Consider the following 13,500-nt stretch of genomic DNA (forward strand, 5'->3'; position numbering starts at 1 on the left):
GGACGGCACACGAGCTTGCGGCCGGGCCGGCCGCAGCCCTCAACTCCTGCTTTCCAGCAGCTCGTTGACCTTGGCGAGAGCCGACTTCCAGGTGGCGCGGGCCGCTGACAACGCCGTGCTGTTCTTCTCGATCAGCTTGTTCTGGTACTCGGTCTCGACGCCCGAGTGGACGCGGACGTAGTCCACCCGCTGTTTGCACCGCACATCCGCAGAGGCTGCGGTGACTTCGCGCGGCTTCGCGGTGCCGACGGCATCGCTGTCCTTGCCTCCGTCGCCTCCCTCACCGGCCGTCCAGGCCGGGTCGCCGGCGGCCGCCAGAGGATCGGCGTAGTGGAAGCCCGATTCCTTCATGCAGTCGGACCAGCGCTTGTTGAGAGCGCCCACCCGGACGTCCTGCGCCGATTGCGACGAGGCCTGGCGGACCACCTTGTTGTAGGTGTCGTCGACGTTCTCCGTGGCGCTCAGTCCGACCTTCCGCCGTGCTTCGCCGAGGCATCCGCCCGGCGGCACGGCTTTGCCGTTCACCGAGGACGGCCCTTCGCCCTTGTAGAGCGTGATGGCCGCCGGTGTGACCTTCGCGTAGTGCGCCCGTTCCCGGGCGGCGAGGGCCTCGGCCTGCCGGGCGGTCATTCCCTTGGGAAGCGGCGGGTGGTAGCCGTGGACGGTCACCGACTCGAGGTCGGTGACCCCGTACAGACGGGCGTTCTTGTTGAGGTTGCGCGGGGTCGGCGGCAAGGGGGCCGGCCAGTCGACACCGTATGTCCCCATGCAGTCGCCCGCCAGCGTGGCGACGCCCCGGCTGAGCGCCTCCCGCTCCTGCGCGGTGGCGGTGTACGAGTCCAGGGGGAGCCCGATGGCGGCGCCGCCCCAGGTCATGGAAGCCTGGCCCTGGTACGGCTGTACTCCGGACGCCCGATCCGGGGAGTCCTCGTCGGCAGAGCATCCCGCAGCACCCCAGGCCAGAGCTGCGACGAGTATCAGGCGACCCGCCTGGTGACGTGTCTTTGTCATCTCGTGCAGCAGACCTTCTCGCCGGAGCGTCGCGCCGAGGTCGTGTGGTCCGCGTCCCCGGTCGACAGCGGGGTGCCGGCTTCAGCCGTCCCCCCGTTGGCCCTCCTGATGCATGTCATGAATGCGGATCCTCCCCGGATCGGCTCGCCCGGACCGGGTCAGATCGGGCAGGCGGCGTTGTTGCTGAAGCAGTGGGACGAGGCGGCGTCGTTCCCGAAACGGAGCCACAGGCCCGCCGGGAGGTACTCCTGGGCACCCGTGTAGTTCTGACCGCTGTAGAACATGACGTTGTTGGAGAAGTCCATGTTCTTCGCCGACGACATGCTGTTGTCGATGGGCGTCGACGTCCCGTAGTAGGTGCTGCCGTTGTAGTTGGTCTTGCTGTAGAGGGTGTCGTACAGGCCGCCCGAGAAACCGGTGTTGCGGTAGAGACAGATCTCGCCGCCGCTGCTGCTCTCGCAGGAGCCGTTGTAGCTGCCCGCGTTGGCGGTGCCCGCGGCGCCGAGGAGCAGGACGCCGGCGGCGCCGGCAGCCATGGCGAACTTGCCGAACTTCTTCATGATTGATCCTTCTTCCGGCCGAACAGGCCTGCGAAATCGGCCGACGGTGTCATCGGCCGCCGATGCGGTCAGCGGGTTCCCGATGCCGCAGCGGCTTTGAGAATGGCTTCCTTGCGGTCCTTGAGGGTCGCCAGCATCTGCTGGTTGCTCTCGATCGCCCGCTCCTGGTAGGCGACTTCAACCGCGTACCAGACACCGATCACGTTGTGTTCCTGTTTGCACGCCACATCCGCCTGGGCGACCTGGATCTCCGTGACGGAAGCGGTGTCGGACTTGTTGAAGCGGCGGTCCTCCACCGGCGCCATCGGCCCCGGGTAGCTGTAGCCCTTGGCCTTCATACAGGCGGACCAGTTCGCGAAGACCTTCTGGACGCGCTTGTCCTTCTGCGATTCCTGGTACGCGTAGATGGCGAGGTGGGACGCGAACTCCTCCTTGTCCGCATGGACCTTGGGACCTTTGGAGGCGAGGTTTCGTAGGGCTTCGCCCCAGCAGCCGCCCTTGGGGATGGCCTTGCCGTTGGCGGCTTTTGCCGTCCCCTTGGCCTCGTCGCCCCGCGGGCCGAAGAGAACCAGCAACTCGGTGGGCGAGTAGCGCTCCTCGGGCCGCTTGCCGCGGAGGGAGGGGTCGCTCTTGTAGCCGTAGCGGGACACGGTGGCCGGATTGGTGACCCCGTACCGGTTGGCGTCACGCAGCGCCTTGTCGCCCCTGTAGAGGGGGCGCGGTTCGAGAGTGAAGCCGTAGCCGCGCATGCAGTCCGCGGCGATGCGGTCCTCGCCCTGCCTGCGCACGCGTTCCTCGGCATCCGTCCACTCGTAGGCCTCCAGAGGCAGCTCCAGGTTGCGGGACGTCCGCATCCGGGGAGTGGCCTCGACCTCGGGCGGATTCCTGAAGTCGACGGGCGGGGCCTCGCTGGGCCTGGATCCGCTTGCCGCGTCCGTGGTCCCGTCCGATGAGCATCCGGCCAGCCCGACGGTGGCGCCGAGCAGCGCCACCGTCAGCAGCCGGCCAGTGGTCGTGCGTCGCACTGGCTTGTCCGGTTGCTCTAGTAGGGCTCGTACGCCGAGGCGTTGTTGTTCTGGATCCAGCCGGGGGTGTTCCGGTGGCCGCCGTCACACGTGTGGTTGTGGCGCTGGCCCGTGAAGTTCGAGTTGAAGAAGATCGCGAAGTCGTAGCGCGTGCCCCAGCACACGGCGGAAGACGCGTTGTTGCCGGCGATCAGCCCCTTGCCCCTGCCGGGGGACATGAACTTGTCGTCGTGGTGGGTGCGGTTCTCGTCGTAGTGGTCCATGAACGACGAGGTGCCGTACTGCGTCGAGTTGTAGTACATGCACAGTTCCCCGCGCTCGCAGTGGCCGTTGAGGCTGGCGTCCGCCTGGGCCGGCGCTGCGGTCAGAGCGAGGGTTCCTGCGGTGACTGCGAACGCGGCAAGAGCCTTGCGTACTCGCATGTGATTCCTCCCGTTTAGGTGAGCATCCGACGGAGATGCCCGGGGGATCTTTACACATGCGTTCGATTTGGTGCCCATCTCGTGGAGGTCACGTCCTGAAATCGATCATGGTGGCCGAAAGTAATCGATCGTCAATGGTCGTCGAACATAAGCTTCTTGACATGAAGTGGCCGTAAGTGATCGCCTACCGTCAGATGTGGTGTCCGTAGACCAGGGCGCCGGGGGGATCGGGAGGGGACCATCGTGTCCAGATCAGGGGAGCGGTCCGGGCTCTCCCGGAAGAAGCGTGCGCTGGCGGCTCTCACCGTGAGCGCGTGCGTGGTCGCAGGCGCAGCGTTGTGGACTTCCACCATGGTCAAGTCGCCCGCCCAGGCGGCGGCCGAAGCCGGTCCTCCCCCTCCCGACGTACTGACCGCTCCCGTCGAACGCCGAGTGCTGTCCGACACGGTTGTGACGCGAGGCACGGTCTCCGCCTCGCAGACCGTGGACGTCGCCCCTGCCGGAGCGGCCGGGGAAGCGGCGGGCAAACCCGTCGTCACCAAGGTGATGGTGCAGTCGGGAAAGACCTTCCAGGCGGGACGGCCGCTGCTCGAGGTCTCCGGCCGGCCCGTCTTCGCGCTGCGCGGATCCCTTCCGGTCTACCGGGACCTGAAGCCGGGTGCGCACGGCGACGACGTGCACCAGCTCCAGCGCGCCCTGCGCGATCTCGGCCACGGCACGGGCTCCGACACGGACGGGCGCTACGGGCCCGGTACCAAGCGAGCCGTGGCGGCCCTCTACGACTCCCTCGGTTACGAGCCGCTGGAAGCCGGCGGCGACAAGTCCGAAGGAGATCCACTGGACGCGGCGCGGGCCCAGGTGAAGACCGCGCAGCGGGCCCTGGAGTCCGTGCGGGCCAAGGACGAGGCGGATGCCTCGGAGCTGCGCTACGCCCGCGAGGACCTGGCGCAGGCCGAGAAGGCACTCGCCGGGGCCGAAGCGGTGGCGGGACCGATGGTTCCCGCCACGGAGGTGGTCTTCCTGTCGGGCTTCCCCGCCCGGGTCGATGTCTCGACCGCCAAGGTGGGCGGCGCCGTCGGCGAGAAGCTGATGACGGTCTCCGCCGGCCGGCTGGTGATCAGAGGAGCCGTCGGCGCCCACGAGAAGGGGCTGCTGCGAGCCGGGCAGAAGGTCAAGGTGCTGTCCGAGGTCTCCGGGGACGAGGTCACGGGCACGGTCGCCTCCGTGGCGGACACGATGACGGCCCCGCCCCAGGGCGGCGACGGCGAAGCCGCCCCCGATGCGGCGCAGGGCTATGCCGTGGTCGTCAAGCCGGACAAGCCGCTCCCCGCGGCGCTGGTGGGCCAGGACGTACGCCTCACGATCGAGGCGGCCACGTCCAAGGGCGAAGTTCTCGTCGTGCCGGTCTCCGCGATCTCGGCCGGTGCCGACTCCCGCACCACCGTCACCGTGCTCGGCCCGAAGGGCGACCGCCGCCGTATCGAGGTACGTCCCGGCACGTCCGGCGACGGATACACGGAAGTCACCCCGATGGGCGGGGAGCGACTGGCCTCCGGCGAACGGGTCGTGGTGGGGGTCAACGCCGCGGCCGGTGAGGGGACGGTCCCGGTCCAGTGACGGCACCCGTCATCGAGTTCCGCGGTGCCGGGCTGACATACGCCGGGCCGCCGCCGGTGCAGGCGCTGCGCCCTTGTGAACTCTCCATCGCCCGAGGTCAGTACGTCACGGTCGTGGGGCCCTCCGGGTCCGGCAAGTCGACGTTCCTGAACATCGCGGGCCTGCTCGACGTGCCGACCGAGGGCAGCTATCTCCTCGACGGCATCGACACAGGCTCCCTGTCCGACGCCGACCGCACCGGACTGCGCGGCCGGCGCATCGGTTTCGTGTTCCAGAGCTTCCATCTACTGCCGCACCGCTCCGCGTTGGAGAACGTGCTGCTGGCGATGGTCTACAACGGTGTGCCACGCGGCGAACGCCGGGACCGGGCGCGCGAGGCGCTGCTGCGCGTCGGCCTGGGGCATCGCATCGACGCGCTGCCCACCCGGCTCTCGGGCGGTGAACGCCAGCGGGTGGCCATCGCCAGAGCCCTGGTGGCCCGCCCGTCACTGCTGCTCTGCGACGAGCCGACCGGAAATCTGGACACCACGACGGCCGCATCGGTCCTGGAACTGCTGGACCAACTGCACCAGGACGGCATGACGATCGTCGTCATCACCCACGATCCCGAGGTGGCAGGCCGGGGACAACGCACGGTCTCCATCCGGGACGGAGTCCTCACCGAACAAGGCGTACGAACCGAGAGGGCGGACCTACTCGCATGAGGCTTCTGCCGCGACGGCGTGGCGGCGGGGTCGAACGATCGCGCTTCAGCCCACGCGATCTGCTGGCCGAGGCGGTGGCAGGCATGCTGCAACGCCCCGCCCGCTCCCTGCTCACCGCACTGGGCACCGTCCTCGGTGTCGGCACCTTCGTCGCCATCCTGGGGCTCACCGCGACCACGTCGTCCCAGATCGATTCCCGCTTCAATGAACTCACTGCGACCGAGGTCACGGTGGAGGACACCGGAGGCGATCAGCCCGAGTTCGTGGGCAACGCCTTCCCCGCCGATGCCGACGCCCGTATCCGCCGGCTGAACGGTGCCAGGGAGGCGGGCGTCTACTGGCCCGTCCGGCTCGGCCCGGAGGAACTCGTCAGTGCGGCGCCGGTGGGAGCGAACGCGGACGGCGAGCGGACCCAGGTCGTCGCAGCCTCACCCGGGGTCCTGCCGGCCGCGGGGCCGCACCTGGAACAGGGGCGGACGTTCGACGCCTACCACGACAGGCGTGCCGAGAACGTCGCCGTGATCGGCTCAGGAGTGGCCTCACGCCTGGGCATCTCGACCCTGGAGACCTTCCCGGCCGTCTTCGTGGGCAAGCAGGCGTTCACGGTCATCGGGATCGTGGGCGACGTCGACCGCAACGCGGATCTGCTGATGTCCGTGGTCGTGCCGCGGACGACGGCCGAACGGATCTGGGGCGGCCCGCAGAGCGGCGAGCGCGCCAAGATGCTGATCTCCACGGAAATGGGCGCCGCGCAGCAGATCGCGGGGGAGGCTGCGCTCGCCCTCGACCCGGCCCACCCGGAGCGCTTCAAAGCCGTACCACCGCCTGACCCCAGGACCCTGCGTGGCAACGTCACTTCGGATCTCAACGAGTTGTTCCTGCTGCTCGCCGGGATCTGCCTCGTCATCGGGGCGGTCGGTATCGCCAACACCACGCTGGTCGCGGTACTGGAACGGACCGGAGAGATCGGGCTGAGGCGGGCGCTGGGCGCACGCGGTCGCCACATCACCCTCCAGTTCCTCGGCGAGTCCGGAGCGCTCGGAACCCTCGGTGGGCTGGTCGGAACGAGTCTGGGCACCGTGACCGTGGTTGCCATGGCCATCGCACGCGACTGGACGCCCGTCATTCATCCGGCGACCGTCATCGCGGCCCCGGTGATCGGGCTGGTCACCGGGGTGGTCGCCGGTCTCTATCCCGCCTGGCGCGCCAGCCGTATCCAGCCCGCTGAAGCACTCCGCCGCTGAGGTACGACAAGGCGACAGCCCCCGTGCGACCAAGCCCCGCAGTCCGAGCAGGAGAGCGCTCCCAGCCGCGTCCTGCGGTGCTCTGCTCACGACACTGCTGGTCATCACCGGTGGTGCCCGGGCAGCCGACGAACCGGCACCGGCCGGGGCGACGGACAGTGCCATCGGGCCGAGGACATCCAGCCTGACCGCGGCTGGTGATACCCGCCTTCCGGAACTCCGGGGGAGACATCGGGTGATACAGGTCACGCCATGTCAAGTTGCCCACGTTGCCATGCCCGCGACATGATCGCCCTTTATCAACAGCAGCCCTGACAAGGACTCAACCATGCGCATACACAAGCGCCTTGGCTCCGTTGCGGTCGTCCTCGGTGTCACCGTCGCCGGAATGGCGGCCACCGCCGGAACCGCCCACGCCGCCTCCTACAACGGTGCCTGCGGCTCCGGCTACCGGGTGATCGACTCCATGGACACCTACGACGGTCACACCTTCCTGACGTACAACAGCGGCACCGGCTACAACTGTGTCGTCACCGTCAGTGACAAGCAGGGTACCGCGATGTACCTGGACGCCCGCCTGCGGATCTCCAGGAACGACACGGTGTGGAAGTACAACGAGATGGACGCGGGCACCTACAAGTCCTACGCGGGCCCCGTCTACCTGTACGCCAAGGGCTCCTGCGTCGACTGGGGCGGCGAGGCGGGCGCACACAGCCACGTCCAGATCAACTACGACGACCACTGCGGCTGATGACCGACTGAGGTTGCGGTTCCTGGTCAGGGGCGGTTCGGGTGAGTGGCTGACTGCCGGTCGGCGCTCGCTTTCCCGGGCCGCCCCTCACCCGTGTGCAGCCGCCGCGGTCGTGCAGCGCGTCCGCCCTGCCGGCGCCCGTCCCGGGCTCGGCAGTGGTGAGATCGGCGGCGGTTGCGGTGGCATGACGGGCCCGCCGAGAACAGAACAACGAGTGGTCCGGCCGGCCCCCGCAGGGACCGACCGGACCACTCGTTGTCCGCTCAGGTCCAGCGGTAGGGCGCGTAGACCTCCATGCACTCCTTCTCGTTCGCGCCGTTGAGCCCGTCGGTGTCCTCCCTGGACAACGTCGGCGCCGGCGTCTTCGGGAAGCTGTCACCGGACCGCCAGTCGGCACCCACGACGATGGTCACGCCCGACACATCCGTGGACTTCTTCACCGAACTCGCCGGGATTCCCAGCGACTTGGCGACCGCGTGGGCATCCCCCTCCAACTCGGCACTGGGGTAGCGGACGACGGTCTGCGCCACGGGGTTGATCGTGCTGTCGGCCGATGCCCGGGTGTAGCCCTTGTCGTTCAGGACGCCTGCGATCTCGGTCGCGCGGCCCCTCACCGAGCCCAGCTGTGCGGTGCCGGTGCCGTTCTGCACCATCACCCCGGTCTCGCCCGCCGGCGCCGCCGGGTCCTTGGGAGCCGCTGCAGGCTTCGGCTTGGACGTGGGGCCCTTGCCGTCCAGCGGAATGTCGTCGCGGAGCAGTTGCCACACCTCCTCCGCCTTGCCGGGCGACGGCAGCACGCGGTTCGCGTCGTACGGGTCCTGGATCCAGGGCATGGTCAGCATCTCGATCCGGTCCATCGGCACGTTCTTGAGCTGCATGCCGAGATCGAAGAGCTTCTTGACCGTGCCGATCTCCTCGGACACCTGGAGGGATTTGGTGGCCGTCTCCGCGAGGTCCATCAGCTGCCCGGTGTCGGTGAAGGCGTTCTGCTTCTTCAGCTTGCGGATCACCGAGTTCATGTACATGTGCTGCGCCTTGGACCGGCCCATGTCGTTGAAGAAGGCATGCCGGGTGCGCAGCCACTGCAGGGCCTTCTCGCCCTGGACGGTCTGCGGGCCCGCCTTCAGCTTGAGTCCCGAGCCGCCCTTCACCATCGCCGTGGGCCGGTCCCAGACGTTCTGCTTCACGCATACATCGGCGCCGCCCACTGCGTCGGACATGGCCACCACACCGGCGAAGTCGACCATCATCCAGTGGTCGATGTAGATCCCGGTGAGGTTCTCCCAGGTGAGAAGGGTGCAGCCGGGGCCGCCGCGCGCAAGACTCTCGTTAATCAGCGTCTTGGTCGCCTTGTACTTCTTCTTGGTCTGCGGGTCCACGCATTCGGGGATCCCGACCCGGGTGTCGCGGGGTATCGACACGACCGAGGCGTTCTTCCGGTCGGCGGAGACGTGCAGCAGCATCTGTACATCGGCGAGGGGAGGGGAGTCGGCCTTGTCCCGGGCCCCGCCGAGCTGTTGGTTCGCTTTCGAGCTGCGGCTGTCGGAGCCGATCAGCAGAACGTTCAGCGGTGTCTGTCCTGCGGCGTTCGGCTCCGGTTTCCGTGCCTTGCTGTCACCTGCGCTGCGCTCGCCCTTGCGGATGTTGCCGTTCAGGTGCTGGTAGTACAGGTATCCCGCGCCTGCGGTGCCGAGTATCAGCAGGGACAGCACGGCGGCCACCCAGCGCAGCACCTTCCGTTTCCCGCCCCGGCCGCGCCGTGGCGGGCCATGGTGGTGCCGTCCCCCTGCCGTACCGGCCCCCGCACCGCCACCCGACGACGAGGCCGCGGCGCCGGCCCGCGCTGCCGCGGAGCCGTCAGCGTCGCTCTCGTGCGGACTGTCGTCCCAGTCCTGTTCACCGGCGTGCCGGACGCGTTCCCGCATCCCCTCCCCACGCACGCTGCTCTGTGCCACCCCAGGTTCCCCCTGTAGTCGTGTCAGGCGCGCCCAAGTACCCGGTCGTCCGGGCTCACTTGGCGCACACCTGTTTGTCGGCTTCGACCTTCTCTACGTCCGGCACCTTCGTCGGACCGGTTATGGGCACCCCCGCGCCCTTGAAGTCGGCGCCGAGGGTCAGTGTCATGGCCTGCAGACCCTCGGCGTTCTCGGTGCCGGGCTTGAGCGCCGCGGCAGGCAGGCCCATGAAGTCCGCGAGCGTGCGGGCCTGAGCGGCCTGGTTCGGCGCGTACTCCAATGTGGTCTTGGCGATCTTCTCCGGAGCGTTGCTCTTGTTCGAGGACTTGAGCACGCCCTTGTCGTTCTGCAGCCAGTTGAGGGTCGCCTGCGCGGCCCCGTTGGTCTCGCTGCCGTTGTAGACGTCCACCCGGACATCGGAGGCCTTGGCCCGCGAGCCCTTGAGCAGGGCGTCCTGCTTGCTCTTGGCGGCCTTCTCCTTCTCCTTCACCTCGGTGAAGGAGATGTCGTTCTGCAGCATGCTGAAGACCTGCGGGGCCTTGCTCTCGTCCAGGACGACCGTGGCCTTGATCGTCTCGCGAGGATTGTCCTTCACGGGAACAGTCATGAACGCGATGTTCTTGAGGTCGATGCCGCCGATCTCCTCGGCGAGGGTGGTGAGTTTCGGTATGTCGCCGATCCCCTTGTCCACCGTGAGCGCCTTGGTCGCCGCGTCCGCCAGGTCGAGCATCATCTTCGGATCGCTCAGGGCGTCGGTCCTCATCTTGCGGATCATGGAGGCGACGAACTGCTGCTGCATCTTGATCCGGTCCAGGTCGCTCTCGTTGCCGAGACCGTGCCGGTTGCGGAGGAACGCGAGTGCGTCCTCGCCCTGGAGGGTGTGCGGTCCGGCCGACAGGTCGAGCTTGGAGTAGTCCTCGTCCTTGATGGGCTTGGTCAGGCAGACGTCCACGCCGCGGATCGCGGTGGTGAGCGTCTTGATCGCGTTGAAGTCGGCCATCATGAAGTGGTCGACCGGCACACCGGTGATCTGCTTGACCGTGCGCATGGTGCAGCCCGGATCACGGCCCTTCACGCCGAAGCTCTCATTGAACTTCGTGTACGAGTCACCACGGATGATCTTCGTCGAACCGTCCGGCTGCTTGGTGGGGCAGTCGGGGATGTCGGTCTTCAGATCCCGGGGGATGCTGACCGCGGTCGCGTTGGTGCGGTCCTCGGACACATGGAAGAGGAACGTCGTGTCGGCGTGGCCCGTGGTGTTGTCCCTGTTCCCGTAGCCCTCGTTGCCCTTGCCGGTGCGGATGTCGCTGCCGATGAGCAGGATGTTGATCGGCCCGTCCTTCAGGGACCCGCCGTTGGCCGCGTCACCCACGTCGACGGTGCTGATGTTGCCGTTCAGACGGTCGTAGACGAGGTACCCGGCGACCGAGACACCGACGAGCAGGAAGCCCATGATGCCGCCGGTCCACAACAGTGCCTTCTTCTTGCCCGACTTCTGCGGCTTGCGTTTACGGCGGCCCGCACCGGTGGGGGGCGTGCCGCCCCCGCCCGCGCCGCCTCCTGCGCCGGGGCTCCGGTTGCCGCGGCGCGTGCGCTGACCGGGGACGTCCGTGCTCGGAGCCACGGTCCCCGCGCCCCGGCGCACCGATGCTCTCGAGGGGGAGGCTCCTGCGGAACGAGGTGCGGCCGACTGCTCTGCGGAGCGGTCCAGTCGCAATTCGTAGTTACCGGTCTGCGGGTTCAGTACCCACTGGTCGGCGGGGTCGATCTCCTCCGCCCGTCCACGGCTCTGCGCGTCCACGGTTGCTTGAATCCTCCGTCGGTGCCACGCGAGGCGACTCTCCCCCCAGGAGACGCTCGGTTCGTCGATCCGGTTGTCTGCGACCCTGTGGTCGTTGCACCGGATCGCGTCACACTATCCGCCCAGCTCAGCGCCGGGCGACGTCCGTGACAAATTCCACGCACCTTACAACCGGGCAATCCGCCCAAACCTCATGGACTGCCACCCACACTTTGGCGATCGCTTTACCCGCACATTCCGGAGGCCGCGTTGGAGCCCGTGAAAGTCGGCGTGGCGCGGGGGTTCGTCGAACCCGTACCGTCTGCGCTTCCGTCGCTCTCCGTGTCCTCGTCGCTGCTCGGCGTCGTGGCCACGACCACCGGTGCATCCTCGCGCAACCGCTCGAAGAGCTGGCCCGCCTTGGGCTCGAGGAGCGTGTCCCGGTTCGGGTCCGGAGCGTACGGCTGCCGCGGCACGGTGAGGAACTGCACGCGCTCCGTAGGCACGGTCCGCATCGACCGCGTCAGATCGTAGAGATCTTTCAGCGAGTCCAGGCCGGGGTCGGTCGTGATCGACTTGGTCGCCGCGTCCAGGACCGGGTACAGCTTCGTCGGATTGAGCAGAACGCCGTTGCTCTGGACCTTGTTGACGAGTGCGCCGAGGAACTGCTGCTGTCTGCCCATGCGATCGGTGTCGCTGCCGTTGCCGAGCGACTTGCGGGCGCGTACGTAGCCGAGTGCCTGCTCGCCGTTGAGGTTGTGTCTGCCGGCCTTCAGACTCAGATGGGCGTCCTTGTCGTCGATCGGCTTCTTCAGACAGATCTGCACGCCGTCCACGGCGTCGACCATGTCCTTGAACCCATGGAAGTCGATCACCATGTGGTGGTCGATCCGGACACCGGTGAGCCGTTCGACGGTACGGATCGTGCAGGCCGCCCCGCCGTACGAGTAGGCGAAGTTGAACTGGGCGAACTGCGCCCGGGTACGTGTGCCCTTCGGCGTGCGGCAGCGGGGGATGTTCACCATCAGATCACGCGGTACGGACACGGCGGTCGCGCTGCGCCGGTTCCCGGCCAGATGCAGCAGGATCGTGGTGTCGGAACGCTGGCCCCTCGTCCGCCCGTACTTGCTGTTGCCGGAGCCCGCCCGTGTGTCGGACCCGATGAGCAGGATGTTCTGTGCTCCGTGGGATGCGGGCAGCGGCCGCTCCTTGTCGTACCGCTCCAGTTCCTCGGCGGTGGTGACATCCGTGATGATGTTGTCGTCGAGCTCCTGGTAGAGCCACCAGCTGACGCCGGCGACGGCGAGGACGAGCAACGACAGCCCGAGCGCGGCCCAACGCAGCCAGCGACGCTTGCGTCTGGCTGCGCCGGCACCGGAAGCGGCGCTGTGATCGGCGGGCCGGCCGGCGCTGTCGGTCACGTGGGGTCCATCCTCGCGGTCGTTCTGCGTACGTACCGCCGATCATGTCCCGGAGGCGACGCTCAGGCCCGTGGGCTCGGCAGGCCATGCGCCGTACGGGTGGACTTCGGACCGCCCGCCCACCAGTCGTACGCGTGGTCCCGCCCGGACCGCGGTCCTGCTCAGACCGCGGTGCCGGTCACCCGCTCGCTCTCGACACGCTTCTCCAGCTCCGCCGGGGACAGCTGGTCCAGATTCCGGCAGAGCACGACCGATCCGCCGGAGGCGAGGGGCGCGTACAGCCCGGCGGACAGCCCGTCCCAGGTGTCGTAGGCGCGCCCCGACAGCAGCCGTGCCCCAGGGGCCAGGCCGAGACTGTCCGCGTCCGCCCGGGCACGCTCGACGAGCTGGGCTCCCGTCAGCCGGGTGTCGGCAACGGTGAGTGCGGGCGCGTCCGGGTCGACGGGCTCGTACGGAGAGAAGCGGTCACCCTGGCCGGGTACCTCCACCGCGTAATCGGTGAAGCCCTTGGGCGGTTGCGGGAACCTGCCGCCGAGCGGGCGCAGCGCGAGCGCGACCCGCTCCCCGGGGCAGGCCCGGGCGGCGTCGAGCGTGTCCGGGCCGCTCACCACGAGGTCGGCGGCCGCCGGATCCCCGCCGACGTCCGCGACGACCCCGACCGACGCGCAGGCGAGGAGCCACACCGCGCTCTGCCAGTGGGCGGGCAGCAGCAGCGCCGCCCGTTGGCCGGGCTCGGCGGACAGCCCGTCCTGAAGGAGATTCGCTGTCTTGGCCACCCAATTGGCGAACGTCGCCACGGACAGTTCGACGCGCTCGCCCGTCGCGTCGTCGTAGAAGGTGACCAGAGGGCGGGCCGGGTCCACGGCGAGCGCGGATCGCAGCAGGTCGGCTGGGGTGCGGTCGCTGGCGTTCACCCGCGCAAGACTACGCCGGGGGGACCGGCGGGGAGACGGCCGTACCGGTGACGGCACCCCCGGTCGGGTCAACAGGCCGTCACTTTCCCACCGCGC

12 protein-coding genes are annotated in these 13,500 nt (G+C 68.5%); 4 read left to right on the top strand and 8 right to left on the bottom strand.

Annotated features, from left to right (window positions below; genetic code table 11):
• Window positions 1-39: 39 nt before the first annotated feature.
• From AC068D_RS13360 to AC068D_RS13375, 4 genes are all read right to left on the bottom strand, one after another.
• Complete coding sequence (locus AC068D_RS13360; protein WP_478823088.1) at window positions 40-1,011, bottom strand: hypothetical protein; 972 nt, start codon at window positions 1,009-1,011, stop codon at window positions 40-42.
• A gap of 158 nt (window positions 1,012-1,169) precedes the next feature.
• On the bottom strand, window positions 1,170-1,571 hold the full coding sequence (locus AC068D_RS13365) for a peptidase inhibitor family I36 protein (RefSeq protein ID WP_478823089.1): 402 nt from the start codon (window positions 1,569-1,571) through the stop codon (window positions 1,170-1,172).
• A gap of 68 nt (window positions 1,572-1,639) precedes the next feature.
• Entirely contained in the window at window positions 1,640-2,596 is a 957-nt protein-coding gene (locus tag AC068D_RS13370) for a hypothetical protein (RefSeq protein ID WP_478823090.1), read from the bottom strand.
• 17 nt (window positions 2,597-2,613) lie between these two features.
• A complete protein-coding gene (locus AC068D_RS13375) occupies window positions 2,614-3,018 on the bottom strand; it encodes a hypothetical protein (protein ID WP_478823091.1) in 405 nt (134 codons plus the stop codon).
• 243 nt (window positions 3,019-3,261) lie between these two features.
• Here AC068D_RS13375 and AC068D_RS13380 point away from each other — a divergent pair, with 243 nt between their 5' ends.
• From AC068D_RS13380 to AC068D_RS13395, 4 genes are all read left to right on the top strand, one after another.
• A complete protein-coding gene (locus AC068D_RS13380) occupies window positions 3,262-4,635 on the top strand; it encodes a peptidoglycan-binding protein (RefSeq protein WP_478823092.1) in 1,374 nt (457 codons plus the stop codon).
• Window positions 4,632-5,339: an ABC transporter ATP-binding protein gene (locus AC068D_RS13385; protein WP_478823093.1), complete on the top strand. Its 708-nt coding sequence runs from the start codon at window positions 4,632-4,634 to the stop codon at window positions 5,337-5,339. The genes AC068D_RS13380 and AC068D_RS13385 overlap by 4 nt, the downstream gene beginning before the upstream one ends.
• Window positions 5,336-6,583, top strand: a complete 1,248-nt coding sequence (locus tag AC068D_RS13390; RefSeq protein ID WP_478823094.1) for an ABC transporter permease — start codon at window positions 5,336-5,338, stop codon at window positions 6,581-6,583. The genes AC068D_RS13385 and AC068D_RS13390 overlap by 4 nt, the downstream gene beginning before the upstream one ends.
• Before the next feature lie 328 nt (window positions 6,584-6,911).
• Complete coding sequence (locus AC068D_RS13395) at window positions 6,912-7,334, top strand: spore-associated protein A (protein WP_478823095.1); 423 nt, start codon at window positions 6,912-6,914, stop codon at window positions 7,332-7,334.
• A gap of 263 nt (window positions 7,335-7,597) precedes the next feature.
• Here the strand turns inward: AC068D_RS13395 and AC068D_RS13400 are convergent, their stop codons facing one another.
• The 4 genes from AC068D_RS13400 to AC068D_RS13415 form a co-directional block, all read right to left on the bottom strand.
• Window positions 7,598-9,289: an LCP family protein gene (locus AC068D_RS13400; RefSeq protein ID WP_478823096.1), complete on the bottom strand. Its 1,692-nt coding sequence runs from the start codon at window positions 9,287-9,289 to the stop codon at window positions 7,598-7,600.
• 55 nt (window positions 9,290-9,344) lie between these two features.
• Complete coding sequence (locus tag AC068D_RS13405; protein ID WP_478823097.1) at window positions 9,345-11,090, bottom strand: LCP family protein; 1,746 nt, start codon at window positions 11,088-11,090, stop codon at window positions 9,345-9,347.
• A gap of 224 nt (window positions 11,091-11,314) precedes the next feature.
• Complete coding sequence (locus AC068D_RS13410) at window positions 11,315-12,490, bottom strand: LCP family protein (RefSeq protein ID WP_478823098.1); 1,176 nt, start codon at window positions 12,488-12,490, stop codon at window positions 11,315-11,317.
• A 161-nt stretch (window positions 12,491-12,651) separates the two neighbouring features.
• Window positions 12,652-13,404: a TIGR03089 family protein gene (locus tag AC068D_RS13415; RefSeq protein WP_478823099.1), complete on the bottom strand. Its 753-nt coding sequence runs from the start codon at window positions 13,402-13,404 to the stop codon at window positions 12,652-12,654.
• Window positions 13,405-13,500 lie beyond the last annotated feature (96 nt).

The sequence above is a fragment of the Streptomyces sp. NPDC043861 genome (genome assembly GCF_056435905.1).

What these genes read in the sequence shown, in the direction of transcription:
- AC068D_RS13360 (WP_478823088.1), bottom strand. Translation starts at nt 1,011, where the DNA reads ATGACAAAGACACGTCACCAGGCGGGTCGCCTGATACTCGTCGCAGCT.
- AC068D_RS13365 (WP_478823089.1), bottom strand. Translation starts at nt 1,571, where the DNA reads ATGAAGAAGTTCGGCAAGTTCGCCATGGCTGCCGGCGCCGCCGGCGTC.
- AC068D_RS13375 (WP_478823091.1), bottom strand. Translation starts at nt 3,018, where the DNA reads ATGCGAGTACGCAAGGCTCTTGCCGCGTTCGCAGTCACCGCAGGAACC.
- AC068D_RS13390 (WP_478823094.1), top strand. Translation starts at nt 5,336, where the DNA reads ATGAGGCTTCTGCCGCGACGGCGTGGCGGCGGGGTCGAACGATCGCGC.
- AC068D_RS13395 (WP_478823095.1), top strand. Translation starts at nt 6,912, where the DNA reads ATGCGCATACACAAGCGCCTTGGCTCCGTTGCGGTCGTCCTCGGTGTC.